The sequence below is a fragment of the Cupriavidus sp. GW822-FHT03E04 genome (assembly GCF_058801495.1).
Genome location: NZ_JBXANI010000021.1, coordinates 80,965 through 93,374, shown reverse-complemented (window position 1 = coordinate 93,374; position 12,410 = coordinate 80,965). Strand labels below are relative to the sequence as shown.

The window sequence follows — 12,410 nt, the reverse complement described above, 5'->3', positions numbered from 1 at the left end:
GTTCACTGCAAACTACTTTGTTTTTCCCTTGCCGATACCAGCCACGACGCCAGCCCATTTCTTCGATTCCGCGTTCACATAACGCTTGAAATCTGCAGAATCCTGGTAAGCCGGCTCGGCGGCGAGCAACGCCATTTCCTTGACAACCGCCGGGTCAGCAAGCGCAGTTCTGACTTCGCCAGACACCTTCTGCACAATCTCTGCCGAGGTACCCACCGGCGCAAATATCCCCAGCCAGGCGCTCGCTACGTAACCCTCATATCCACGCTCAGCCACGGTCGGGATGTCAGGTGCCGCTTTCGCTCGCGTAGCGCCGGTTACGGCCAAGGCAATAACGCGGCCGCTCTTGATATGCGGATACGCAGATGTGAGGTCGACAACGCCCAAGGGAATCTGTCCTGCAATGACATCAGTCAATGCAGGAGTGCTGCCGCGGTATGGCACGGCGGTCATGCGCAGGTTCGCCGTGGAGGAAAACAACTCTCCAGCCAGATGCTGGGAAGTAAACTGTCCCGCAGTCCCATAGCTCAGGCCGCTACCATCGCGCGCAACCTTGCCGAGTTCCTGAATCGTGTGGATTCCGGAGTTCTGGCTGGCGACAAAGACCAACGGGATGTCAGCAATCTTCGCCACTGGCTGCAACTGCTTGTCCGGATTTAGCGGGGCGGCATCGGGGAGATGATGGTTGACGGCGATAGCACCTGTCGCGCCGACGCCAAACGTGTACCCATCAGCCGGCGCGTGGGCCAAAGTCATCAATCCTGCCGTGCCGCCTGCACCCGGACGGTTGTCGACGACAACGGGCTTACCCAACGACGCCGATAGCTTCCTGGAAAGAATTCGCGCCACGCCATCTGCGGACGCCCCCGGAGGGAACGGGACAATCAACGTGATTGGCTTGTTTGGATAGCTCTGAGCACTTACGACCTTGCAAAAGGTAAAACAGAGGACGGCAAGGCCGGCTCGGCTGATGAGGCGAATCATTGGGTTGTCTCCTATGTGTAGTTGTATATCCCGTCACGGCATATCAAAAATGCGTCCCGGATTGAGAATGTTGTTTGGGTCCATGGCGGTCTTGAGCACTTTCATCGTCCGTATGTCCTCCTGGATACGAGACTGCAAGAGGTAGCCCTTACGCTTTCTACCTACGCCGTGTTCTGCGGTGATGGAGCTATCAAGCGCGGGCAAATGGCCATACACAATTCGGTCGACTTCGCCGCGCTCGTCCGCATTGGCGCACGGTCCAACGACGGCGTGCAGGTTGCCGTCACCAACGTGCCCGAAGAAGACGCTCCTGCAGTGAGGAAGTGCGCGGGTGAGTGCCATCTTCGTGGTCCTAACAACCGCGTCGTGCTTCGAAGGCGAGACACCTAGGTCGAAGCCAACATAGGGACGCATTCCTGCCTGTATCTCCGCCACAGAATCCCGGATGGCCCAGAGGTCGTGCGCATCCTGAGCAGACATCGATAGCACCGCGTCGACCACCGACCCGCACTCCATCAGCTCCGTGACGAACCGCTCCAGCATCGCCTCTACGGATTGCTCGTCAGTGCCCTCCACTTCGACTAGCGCCGCGCGTCGGCCCTTGAATGAGGCGGGCAGCTCCCTCCCCCGAGCTCGTATTGCCAGTGCGCTCTCCATGAAGTCTTCCCACATAACTTCGAAGGCGGACAACGCGTCGCGCAGGGCAATCTTTGCTGTTCGCAGGACTTCATTGACACCAGTGTTCTCGCTCAACGCCACGAGGAGCGTCCGACGCACTGGCGGCACCGGCGTAAGACGCAGCGCAAGCCGAGAGATGACCCCAAGCGTTCCTTCACTACCGATGAAGAGCGAAGACAGGGAATAGCCGGCGTTGTTCTTCAGCAGACGGTTAGGTGGACTGAGTACTGTGCCATTCGCCAGCACAACTTCGAGACCCAGAACCGATTGCCGTGTTGTCCCGTACTTGATGACACGACAGCCGCCAGCATTCGTCGATGCATTTCCTCCCAGCTGACATGAGCCCCTCGAAGCAAGGTCAATCGGAAATGTCCAACCGAGCTTCTCGGTCTCCGACTGAAGCGTTTCGAGAACAACGCCGGCACCAACCACAGCAATGCCAGAACCAATATCGATTTCTTCAATCTGGTTCAAGCGCTCGAGCGATAGAATCAATTCTCCGTTCGAGGGCGAAGCCCCACCGGAGACGCCGGTCCTTCCCCCCTGTATTGCGCAAGGGGTTCGTGCTTGATTTGCATCGCGCAATAGCGATGCGAGCTCATGGGTCGACCGTGGGCGCTCCAAGCCCGCTGGTACCCCGTAGCGGGTGCCAGACCAGTCGTGCAGGTATTTTTCGTCAATGTCATCGGTCATAGCTCACTCTATTTGTCCTTGCACGTTCCTGTCAGCTGCGATTCCGTAATCGTGAGCGCCGGAGGCAATCACCGCAGCCGGCGCTGCACAAAGAGTGCTATTCCACCTTCACTTTGGCGTCTCGTACGACCTTTTCCCATCGTGCGGCATCCGCTCGAATCCACTCCCGAAATTGCTCCGGAGTGCTCGCAACGACTTCGAACTCCATTTCTTGCAGCTTTTGCTTCACTTCGGGGGTATTGAGAATCCGCGAGATTTCGGCGTGATAGCGACTGATGACAGCCTTCGGCGTTTTTGCTGGCGCAAGGAAGCCAACCCAAGATGTGGCGATAAAGCCCGGGAAACCCGATTCTTGCAGTGTCGGTACTTCAGGTGCGCTACGGAACCGCCGAGAGCCACTTGTCGCAACCACTTTCAGGCGACCATCCTTGACAAACTGCTGCACATTGCCAGGAACAAGGAATGCAATTTTGATGTGCCCAGCGACAAGGTCCGTAATAACTGCGCCGGACCCTTTGTACGGTACGTGCACCATGTCGACGTGCGCTGCAGCCTTGAACATCTCCATGGTGAGATGAGAGGCGCTCCCCGGCCCAATAGAGCCATAGGACAACTGGCCAGGATGTCTGTTGGCGTAGTCAACCAGCTCACGAACCGAGTTGACGCGCAACGTAGGACTGACGACAAGATATTGAGGCGCTGTAACGGCCAGAGAGATTGGCGCGAAGTCCTTCAGTGAATCGAAAGGCATTTTGTCGAACAGCGAGCGGTTTATGGCTATCGGCCCGTTGTATCCGACAAGGATTGTTTGGCCGTCGGCTGGAGACTTTGCTACCAGGTCCGCACCAATATTCCCACCCGCACCAGGGCGATTCTCCACTACCACGGGTTGCCCAAGCGCCGGCCCGAGTTTCGAAGCAACTTCACGGGCAATTACATCATTTGTCGTGCCCGCAACCGGAACGACCATTCGCACGGGCTTGGATGGGGACCAATCGCTCTGCGCGGAAGCTGACCACGGTACCAGGGCAAGAGCACCCAAAAGACAAAAAGCAATACGCCGATTCTTCACTTGTAGTCTCCTTTTGTTGGGTACCACGCAGCGGCGTCAATGCCGATGGTGAGACCGCATCTGCTGATTCGAATCACCAGCATTAAAGTGGACGCGCCGCCGCTCCCGTGACGAGGGCGCGCGGCGTCGCACGAGCGGCGCGCCCTCGCTCGTGTGTCGCTTGAACTCAAAAAAAGGCTCACCTATGGCTTAGGTGAGCGCGAGGAGAGAACTAGGTTCTTGCAGTACGTGGCGTCAGCATCATTACCGCTGCCCCGATAAAAGGGCCTGCGGCCAGTGCTGCTAGTGCAAGACTGAAGGAGTGAAAGCCGCCATAGATTTGGCCGACGAGGAGCGGAGACAGCGCGCTGCCAAGCTGCCAAACTGCATTGGTCATACCCGCTGCTGCCCCGGCAAGCTGCTCACCAGAAACTTCGGTCACTTGGGCAACAAGAAGGGGCGTGTAGCCGAAAGCGGTGGCCCCGAGAACGGGAGCGATGAGATAGAACTCAGCAACAGTTGATGCTTGCCCAAAGAGCATCAGCATTCCGCCAAATCCAGCGAGGCATGCGATGGAAAGCCAGCGGCGAGCACCTTTCCGAACGTCCGACAACCAGCCGAGGATGGGCTTGGCAATAACAGCGCCAAGCCCAAACCATGCTGCAATTGCGCCGGCCGTGACAGGAGAGATGCCATATTCACGCGTCATAAGCGCGTTACCCCATGCACCAAAACCGACGGTTCCCCACAGTGCACAGCAGCCCACTATCGCGAGAAGAATCAGGTCTCGATTACGAAGAAGTCTCAGAAAGTCGCGCCCGGAGGCTCTTGTCTGCGCGCGCCCAATCGGAGCATTGCGAATCAGCAAGAACGCTAGAACGGCCCACGCACAGGTGATGATGCCGAGAATCCGAAATGCGTTTCCCCAGCCAAAGGCCTGGGACGCGCGGGGTACCGCCGCGTTTGCGATAACCACAGCAAGCGAAGTCGCCGTCGTGTAGAGCCCCATCGCCTTTCCTTTCTCCTTCCCGAACCAAGCGCTAATGAGTTTCACGCCAGCTGAGTAGTCCGCCCCGGCGAAGAGGCCCATTGCAAGCTGGATGCCGATTCCCATCGACAACGAACTGGTATAGCTAAAACAGAAGGTTGCAAGGCCGAGCGGAATAAGTGCGAAGGTCAGAGTTACTCGACCGCCAAAGGTATCGGTAAGGATGCCGCCGACCACGTTGGCGATGACATACCCAACGTAGAAGGCCGTGACGAAGGCGCCCAGAAGAGCAACGGAGATGCCAAGGGAATGTCCCACCGGCGCTGCGACCGAACTCCATGCCACTCGGTCTACGTAGCTCATTAGGAAGGCACCCCAAACCACGAAGAGAACCAGCCAGCGATACCGGCGTAAGGGATTCTCCGCCTCAGGTATGGGGCGCGCCGATTGAAATACGGCTATTTTCATCACAACTTGTCTCCTTGTCACCCGCCTTCGCTCGCGCGCCTCTGGCGGGCGTGCGTCAACCTTTTTTATTCCTACTACTTTTCTATGACCGTTGCATACCGTTGCGCGACGGCCATTGCGGAAGTCGAGAAGGATTGCTCCTTCGTGTTCCTAGCCGCCCATACATAGGTACTTGGTATCGACGTACTCCTCGATTCCTAAGTAGGACCCTTCTCGGCCCATTCCCGATTGCTTGACACCGCCAAATGGGGCTACGGCGGTGCTAATGAGCCCGCTGTTGATGCCAACCATGCCATATTCCAGCGCCGACGAGACGCGCCACACCCGGCTGGCGCTCTCTGTGTAGAAGTAAGCGGCAAGTCCAAACTCAGTGTCGTTCGCCATCTGGATAGCTTCTTCTTCCGTGTGAAAGCGGATTACAGGTGCTACCGGGCCGAAGACTTCTTCCTTGGCCACTCGCATATCAGACGAGACGTTGACCAGAACGGTTGGCTCGAAGAATGTCCCACCGAGCTTGTGAACATTTCCGCCCACGGCAACGTTCGCCCCGTTCTCGAGCGCATCGGCGACTAGCTCCTGGACCTTCTGTAGCGCGGCCTTGTCAATCAGCGGTCCCTGCTGCACGTGGGGCTCCAACCCGCGCCCCACACGCAACTTGCTAACGGCAACAATAAGCTTCGCAACGAAGGCGTCGTACACCGCGTCATGAACTAGCAGGCGATTCGTGCAGACACACGTTTGACCGCTATTGCGGTACTTCGAGACCATGGCGCCTTCGACTGCCGCGTCGAGGTCTGCATCCTCAAAGACCAAGAACGGGGCATTTCCACCGAGCTCCAGTGACATCTTTTTAAGCGTCGGAGCACACTGGGCGGCAAGTATCCGGCCGACCTCAGTCGAGCCCGTGAACGTCAGCTTCCTCACTTCTGCACTGGAGGTCAGCACGCCGCCAATTGCACGCGCGTCACCAGTTATCACGTTGAGTACTCCGCGAGGAACGCCTGCCCGAGTGGCGAGCTCTGCCATGGCAAGTGCTGTGAGTGGCGTCTCGAGAGCTGGCTTGACGATAATCGTACAGCCCGCAGCAAGGGCCGGTGCAACTTTTCGCGTAATCATGGCCGCCGGGAAGTTCCACGGGGTGATTGCAGCGCAAACGCCAACCGGCTCTTTGGTTACGACAATTCTCTTGTCTTGCCAGGGCGAAGGAATCGTTGTGCCGTAAATGCGGCGCGCCTCTTCTGCGAACCACTGGACATACGAGGCTGCGTAGGTAATCTCCCCGCGGGCTTCCGCCAGTGGCTTACCTTGCTCGCTGGACATGATGACTGCCAGGTCCTCCTGATGCTGAATCAGGAGGTCAAACCATGCACGCAAAACACTGGCACGGTGTTCTGCCGTTTGTGCACGCCACGCGATGAAGGCGGCAGATGCCGACTGAATGGCTCTGTCAGCTTCTGAGCCACCCATCATTGGAACCGCCCCAATCCGCACCTCGGTGGCAGGGTCAAGAACGTCGACACAACTCTCGTCGTCGGCCTGGAGCCAGACGCCGTCGAGCAGACATGCGGATTTGAGCAGATTGGGGTCGTTCAGTACCATCATTATTTGCTTCCAGATTGAACGTCAATACACGGCGCCGTTCGAAGAGGCGCCCGCGTTGGTGCCTCCCTTGAACTTCGCGGCGAGGTCTTTGGCGGTCCTTACCAATAGGGTGGTGTCAACGCCGACTGCGACGAACAATGCGCCGGCCTCGATGTAACGTTGCGCCAACGCTGTATCCGCAGTCAGAATGCCCGGCGCCTTTCCGGAACGTCGCACCGCCTCAATACCGTCGAGGATGGCGCACTGAACGTCAGGGTGTCCTGGGTTGCCAAGGTGTCCCATCGACGCGGAGAGGTCGGCGGGCCCGAAGAACACACCGTCCACGCCTTTTGTGGCGGCGATAGCCTCGAGATTCAACAAGCCCTTCGTGGTTTCGACTTGCACCAGCACACACATCTCTTCATCGGCCTTGTGAAGGTAGCTGTCGACCTGGTTCCACCGCGACGACCTAGCCAGCGCACTGCCCACGCCGCGGATACCTCGCGGCGGATATCGTGTGGCCGCTACCATCTCGGCTGCCTGGTCAGCGGTTTCCACTACCGGCACGAGGAGTGTCTGTGCTCCGACATCAAGAATCTGCTTAATCAGCGGTACATCCCCGATGACCGGTCGAACAACCGGATGCACCGGGTAAGCTGCCACTGCCTGCAGTTGGGCGAGTATTTGCCGAACGTCGTTCGGCGCGTGCTCACCGTCTATCAGAAGCCAGTCGTAACCCGTCCCGGCCAGCGCCTCCGCGGCGTACGGGTCAGCCAAGCCAACCCAGAGACCAATCTGAACGCGCCCTTCCTTGAGAGCAGCTTTGAACGCATTGCGCGGAATCTCCATGGCAATGGCTCCTCAAACGAACCGGAAGTTCAGCACACCCAGTTGTCCATAGTCGGCCTCAAAGGTGTCGCCAGCCTTGGCTGCGACCGGGCGAGTGAACGAACCGGCCAGCACAATTTGACCGACTTCGAGCCGCTCACCCCACGGTGCGAGTTTGTTAGCTAGCCAAGCCACGCCGACGGCCGGATGACCCTGGACGCCGGCCGCAAGACCCGTTTCCTCGACGACGCTGTTCTGGCGCAAAATCGCGCCGCACCAGGGCAAGTCCAACTCATCCGGCGCAACTTTCTTGCCGCCAATCACAATGCCGGCATTCGCCGCGTTGTCACTAATCGTATCGAAGACCTTGCGCATGGCCTTGGTATTCCTGTCGAACTGCTCAATGCGAGAGTCAATGATTTCGATGGCAGGCGTCACGTACTCGGTCGCCTCCAGTACATCGGCCATTGTCACGTAGGGCCCCTTCAGGGGGGCCTTCAAGATGAAGGCAAGTTCCACCTCCACACGCGGTGCGATGAAGCGTGAGGCAGGAATCTCCAGCGTCTCGCCGCCCCGGCAGGTGAACAGCATGCTATCCAGCAGTGTTCCGTAGTCCGGCTCCGTAATCTGGCTCGCTTGCTGCATCGCGCGGGAAGTCAGCCCGATTTTGTGACCGATGACCTTACGGCCTTGCTCGAGCTGCAACGCGACCCAGGCGCGACTAATCCGGTAGCCGTCTTCCAGCGTAATTCCCTGGTACCGCTTCGAAAAGTGCTCCACTTGCACCCCGGTTTTCTCGGACTCGTGGAGTTCGGCAGCAAGCTGTTGAATGAGCGATTCATTAAACATCACATGACCTTTTGGAATAGAGGATGGAGATTGCCGAACTTGGCATCGAAGACCTCCGGACCGACATCGATTTGGAACGTCAGACCAACGCGGCGCTTCTCGAGCAACGGGCTGAATAGTGTCTTTGCCACGAGGGCAATCGTTTCGCCGGCCCGCTGCTGGATGGCTTCACTGCGCCCGCGCCCCATTCGTAGGTTGAGGTAGACGAAGCCATATTCACCGGACTCGCCGGCCAGGCGGCCGGCGGTGCCGCCATCGGCCACCGCAAAATGCGGCGCCGGGAATGCCAGCACTCTTACGCCGCCCGTAGGGAACACAGCCTTTCCGTCGTCGTCTTTCACCGTCAGCATGGCTTCGGCCAAACCATCGCACACAGCGGTCATGTCGACGTCTTGTTCCAGATTCCTGGAGTACAGAATAACGAGATGAGGCATGTCACACCTTTAGCGCTGTCACCGGAAACACGGCGTTAATCTGCCCGGTACCCGAGCTGCCGAAGTACGGCGTGACGACCTCCACAGGCTGGTCGTAGTCGGTCCAGCCCAGCGCACCGAGCAGCATCGCCGTGTCATGCATACCGCCCTCACCCCAGCACTTTTCGTTGTACAGAGGCAACATCGGGCAGAAGGTTTTGAAGTCACCCTTTTCCCATAGCTCCACCACGCGTCGGTCCACTTGCTCGAGGAACGGGTCCCAGACCTTGTGCATGAACTCAGGGGCCGTGCCGTTCTCGGCGAAGTGATGGCTCATAGAGCCGCTGGCCAGAATAGCCACCGTACCGTCGTAACGCTCCTCGATGGCTTGGCGTACCGCAAGGCCGAACTTGGCACTCGTGGCCAGGTCATGCCAGACGCACCAGCCCGACACGCTGACCACCTTGAAATGCTGGTCAGCGTTCATGTAGCGCATTGGCACGAGGGTGCCGTACTCCAGTTCCAGTGTTGTGTCGCTGTGAGCGCGGCTGGCCACGCCCATCTCGTTGGCGACATCAGCAATCAGATGCCCCAGCTCCGGATTGCCGGGGTATGCATAGGGCATGTTCTTGATAAAGTGGGGCAACTCGTTGCTGGTGTAGACACCTGAGAACTCCGGCCCACAGTTGATGTGATACTCGCTGTTCACCAACCAATGGACGTCAAATACAACGATTGTGTCCACGCCGAGTTCGCGGCACCGTCGGCCAATCTCTACGTGCCCGTCGATGGCCGCCTGGCGGCAGCCCTTGTTCGGCCCATCCAGCTCACTCAGGTACATCGACGGTACATGCGTGATTTTGGCCGCCAGTGCCAGCTTGCCCATGCTTATACTCCCCAGTGCGGAATGTGATGGTCGCCCATCGACACCGCGACGTTCTTGGGTTCACAGAACACTTCGTAGCTCCAAGTGCCACCCTCGCGGCCGGTGCCTGAAGCCTTGGTGCCGCCGAACGGCTGGCGCAGGTCACGTACGTTCTGGCTGTTGACGAAGCACATCCCGGCCTCAACTGCCGCAGCGACACGGTGAGCCTTACCGATGTTTTCGGTCCAAACGTAGCTCGACAGCCCGTACTCGATATCGTTGGCGAGCTCGATAGCGTGCGCTTCGTCGCGGAACGGAATCAGGCACGCCACCGGGCCGAAGATTTCTTCCTGGGCGATGCGCATGCGGTTGTCGACGTCTGCGAACACCGTCGGCCACACGAAGTTGCCGCCTTTCACGCGGTCACCCAGCTCCGGAGCGTACGACGGGCGGTCCAGGCCACCACACAGCATCGTCGCGCCCTCCTTCGGGCCAAGCTCGATGTAGCTGCGTACCTTGGCAAGGTGGGCTTGGCTAATCATCGGACCGACGATTGTCCTTTCGTCGAGGGGGTCGCCAACCACGATGCGTCGCGCACGCTCGGCAAACTTCTCTGCGAAGTCCTTGTAGATGCTTTGCTGAACCAGAATTCGGCTGCCGGCGGTGCAGCGCTCACCATTGTTCGAGAAAATCATGAACACGGCTGCGTCCAGTGCGCGTTCGAGGTCCGCATCCTCGAAGAGGACGAACGGGCTTTTTCCGCCTAGTTCCATGCTGAACTTCTTGAGGCCGGCTGACTTTACAATGCGGTTCCCCGTCACTGTCGAACCGGTGAAGGAGATAGCACGCACATCCGGATGAGCGACCAGCGGCTCCCCCGCGTCCTTGCCGTAACCGTGCACCAAATTCAGGACGCCAGCTGGAATGCCCGCCTCCAGCGCCAATTCACCCAGGCGCGCCGCGCTCATCGGCGACAGCTCGCTCATCTTGAGCACTGCGGTATTGCCGAACGCGAGGCACGGAGCCACCTTCCAGGTTGCCGTCATGAAAGGCACGTTCCAGGGGCTAATCAGGGCGCACACGCCCACCGGGTGGAACAGGGTGTAGTTCAGATGCGTCGGCGTCGGGTAGGTGTGACCGTCGACACGAGTGCACATCTCTGCGAAGTAGTAGAAGTTATCGGCAGCCCGCGGTACCAACTGCTTGCCAGTCTGCGAAATGGTTTGACCGCAGTCGTTGGTCTCGGTCTGCGACAGCTCAGGTACGTGCTGTGCAATCAGGTCACCGAGCTTGCGAACGCGACGTGCCCGGTCAGCCGCAGCCATTCCTGCCCACTTCGGGAATGCCGCCTTGGCTGCTGCGACTGCCGCATTGACTTCCGCTTCGCCGCCCGAAGCCACCTCGGCCAGAACTTCTTGCGTGGCCGGATTGACCGTTTCGAAGTAGTCTTTGCTTTCGACGGCCTTGCCGTCAATCAGATGATGAATACGCACAATGAATCCTTATCGCCCAAATACCGCATCGCCTACGATGGTGTTCTGGAGGGAACCAATCCCTTCGATTTCGCACACCACCTCATCCCCATCATTGACATTGACCACCCCATCCGGCGTGCCGGTCAGGATGACGTCGCCTGGCATGAGTGTCATGAAGCTGCTCAGATACTCAATCAGCGCGGGAATTTCATTAATCATGTCCGCCGTCGAACCCTGCTGAGTCACCACTCCATTGACGAGGGTGCGAAGTCCCAGTGCGTGCGGATTTGGGATGTCCGCAGCGTCGACGAACCATGGCCCGAGTACCGTGCAGGTATCCCTGTTCTTCACCCGCAGGTTGGGGCGATACCAGTTCTCTAGGTAGTCGCGGATAGCATAGTCGTTGCAGACCGTGTAGCCGGCGACGTGGTCCATCGCATCGGCAGTCTTCACATCCTTCGCTGGCTTGCCAATCACGACGGCAAGCTCGCACTCGTAGTGCATGAAGGTGGCGTCCTTGGGACGGCGACTCTGCGCACGGTGCCCAACGAGAGCTCCCGGCCCCTTTAAGAACACCAAGGGCTCGTCCTTTGTGGTAACTGTCAGCTCCTTTGCCAGCTCTTTGACGTGGTCCGCATAGTTCAGGCCCAGGGCGATGATGGTACCCACCTCGAACGGAGGCAGCCACACGACGTCTTCCTCGGCCACCACGCGGCCATCCGCTAGGCGTACGCCGTCGGGATGTTCCGTCCCCACATGAATCGCGCCGCCGTAGGCCACACGCGCAGTCTTCATACGACCACTCCTTCGAGACGTCCAATGCCTGTCGCAGCAATGGCGAAATTTTGCCCCGCACGTACGCGCGGCATGGATACAGGAATCCCGAGCAACAGGACATCGCCTGGCACCAGCGTCATGAAATCCGTGACGTCGGCCAGCAGCTTCGCTGCGGAGCGAATCCGCTGCGGGCGCACCGAAGGTTGTTCCTGCCCATCAACGAAGACCGTCAGAGCAATCTCGTCAGGTTTCGGCAAATCCGTCAGTCCGACTACTTCTGGTCCGATGAAGCACGAGCCGTCGCGGGCGTTGAACCGAACGGAAGGGCGATAAAAGCTATCGTGCGGGACGCGCAAATCCGCAACCAGCGTCACGCCACTGACGTAGTCAAGGGCATCTTCTTCCTTCAGACGTGAGGCGACTCGCCCAATAACCAGGCCGATAGTCGCTCCAATGTCCATTTCGTTCACGTCAGCAGGCATCGCCATCGACGCCCCCGTGGTGGAGAGCGTATTGCGCGGTTTTACGTACAGGACAGGCGCCTTGGGCGCGGCCTTGTACGGCGGTTTCTCAATGCTGTCACCAAGCTTTTCAAGCAAGGCACGGTCATTCGCCAGCGTGCCGTAGACCGTACCGGTGAGCCTGTATGGCGGTACGCCAACTGTGAGGTTGGACAGTGTCACTATTTCGCTCCATCAACTAGTGCTTTGCCTCGGTATCTGATTGGCTTGGGCGCGCACACCCAAGCCCGGAAGGGGCC

Annotated in this window: 12 protein-coding genes; all 12 read right to left on the bottom strand. The window is 58.8% G+C overall.

The window, feature by feature from the left end:
- Positions 1-12 precede the first annotated feature (12 nt).
- The 12 genes from AC1RQC_RS28020 to AC1RQC_RS27965 all read right to left on the bottom strand — a co-directional run bounded on the left by AC1RQC_RS28020 (position 13) and on the right by AC1RQC_RS27965 (position 12,333).
- On the bottom strand, positions 13-984 hold the full coding sequence (locus AC1RQC_RS28020; RefSeq protein WP_492809364.1) for a Bug family tripartite tricarboxylate transporter substrate binding protein: 972 nt from the start codon (positions 982-984) through the stop codon (positions 13-15).
- Positions 985-1,017: 33 nt separating this feature from the next.
- Complete coding sequence (locus tag AC1RQC_RS28015) at positions 1,018-2,355, bottom strand: FAD-binding oxidoreductase (RefSeq protein WP_492885212.1); 1,338 nt, start codon at positions 2,353-2,355, stop codon at positions 1,018-1,020.
- Between the two features lie 97 nt (positions 2,356-2,452).
- Positions 2,453-3,427, bottom strand: coding sequence for a Bug family tripartite tricarboxylate transporter substrate binding protein (locus AC1RQC_RS28010; protein WP_492809362.1), 975 nt, complete (start codon positions 3,425-3,427; stop codon positions 2,453-2,455).
- Between the two features lie 211 nt (positions 3,428-3,638).
- On the bottom strand, positions 3,639-4,862 hold the full coding sequence (locus AC1RQC_RS28005) for an MFS transporter (protein ID WP_492809361.1): 1,224 nt from the start codon (positions 4,860-4,862) through the stop codon (positions 3,639-3,641).
- A 150-nt stretch (positions 4,863-5,012) separates the two neighbouring features.
- Positions 5,013-6,464 carry an NAD-dependent succinate-semialdehyde dehydrogenase gene (locus AC1RQC_RS28000; protein ID WP_492809360.1) on the bottom strand — a complete coding sequence of 484 codons (1,452 nt, stop codon included), beginning with the start codon at positions 6,462-6,464 and terminating at the stop codon, positions 5,013-5,015.
- Between the two features lie 21 nt (positions 6,465-6,485).
- Entirely contained in the window at positions 6,486-7,292 is an 807-nt protein-coding gene (gene hpaI, locus AC1RQC_RS27995; protein ID WP_492809359.1) for a 4-hydroxy-2-oxoheptanedioate aldolase, read from the bottom strand.
- A 12-nt stretch (positions 7,293-7,304) separates the two neighbouring features.
- On the bottom strand, positions 7,305-8,120 hold the full coding sequence (gene hpaH, locus AC1RQC_RS27990; protein ID WP_492809358.1) for a 2-oxo-hept-4-ene-1,7-dioate hydratase: 816 nt from the start codon (positions 8,118-8,120) through the stop codon (positions 7,305-7,307).
- A complete protein-coding gene (locus AC1RQC_RS27985) occupies positions 8,120-8,554 on the bottom strand; it encodes a 5-carboxymethyl-2-hydroxymuconate isomerase (RefSeq protein WP_492809357.1) in 435 nt (144 codons plus the stop codon). The genes hpaH and AC1RQC_RS27985 overlap by 1 nt, the downstream gene beginning before the upstream one ends.
- 1 nt (position 8,555) lies before the next feature.
- Positions 8,556-9,419, bottom strand: a complete 864-nt coding sequence (gene hpaD, locus AC1RQC_RS27980) for a 3,4-dihydroxyphenylacetate 2,3-dioxygenase (RefSeq protein ID WP_492809356.1) — start codon at positions 9,417-9,419, stop codon at positions 8,556-8,558.
- Positions 9,420-9,421: 2 nt separating this feature from the next.
- Positions 9,422-10,891 (bottom strand): 5-carboxymethyl-2-hydroxymuconate semialdehyde dehydrogenase, encoded by a 1,470-nt coding sequence (gene hpaE, locus AC1RQC_RS27975; RefSeq protein ID WP_492809355.1) that lies wholly within the window; start codon positions 10,889-10,891, stop codon positions 9,422-9,424.
- 9 nt (positions 10,892-10,900) lie between these two features.
- Positions 10,901-11,668, bottom strand: a complete 768-nt coding sequence (locus AC1RQC_RS27970) for a fumarylacetoacetate hydrolase family protein (RefSeq protein WP_492809354.1) — start codon at positions 11,666-11,668, stop codon at positions 10,901-10,903.
- A complete protein-coding gene (locus AC1RQC_RS27965; protein WP_492809353.1) occupies positions 11,665-12,333 on the bottom strand; it encodes a fumarylacetoacetate hydrolase family protein in 669 nt (222 codons plus the stop codon). Before AC1RQC_RS27965 ends, AC1RQC_RS27970 begins: the two co-directional genes overlap by 4 nt.
- Positions 12,334-12,410 lie beyond the last annotated feature (77 nt).

Excerpts from the sequence above, each read along its gene's own strand:
- AC1RQC_RS28020 (WP_492809364.1), bottom strand. The coding sequence starts at position 984 with ATGATTCGCCTCATCAGCCGAGCCGGCCTTGCCGTCCTCTGTTTTACC.
- hpaH (WP_492809358.1), bottom strand. The coding sequence starts at position 8,120 with ATGTTTAATGAATCGCTCATTCAACAGCTTGCTGCCGAACTCCACGAG.
- AC1RQC_RS27985 (WP_492809357.1), bottom strand. The coding sequence starts at position 8,554 with ATGCCTCATCTCGTTATTCTGTACTCCAGGAATCTGGAACAAGACGTC.
- hpaI (WP_492809359.1), bottom strand. The coding sequence starts at position 7,292 with ATGGAGATTCCGCGCAATGCGTTCAAAGCTGCTCTCAAGGAAGGGCGC.
- AC1RQC_RS27970 (WP_492809354.1), bottom strand. The coding sequence starts at position 11,668 with ATGAAGACTGCGCGTGTGGCCTACGGCGGCGCGATTCATGTGGGGACG.
- AC1RQC_RS28005 (WP_492809361.1), bottom strand. The coding sequence starts at position 4,862 with ATGAAAATAGCCGTATTTCAATCGGCGCGCCCCATACCTGAGGCGGAG.
- AC1RQC_RS28015 (WP_492885212.1), bottom strand. The coding sequence starts at position 2,355 with ATGACCGATGACATTGACGAAAAATACCTGCACGACTGGTCTGGCACC.
- AC1RQC_RS28000 (WP_492809360.1), bottom strand. The coding sequence starts at position 6,464 with ATGATGGTACTGAACGACCCCAATCTGCTCAAATCCGCATGTCTGCTC.
- hpaD (WP_492809356.1), bottom strand. The coding sequence starts at position 9,419 with ATGGGCAAGCTGGCACTGGCGGCCAAAATCACGCATGTACCGTCGATG.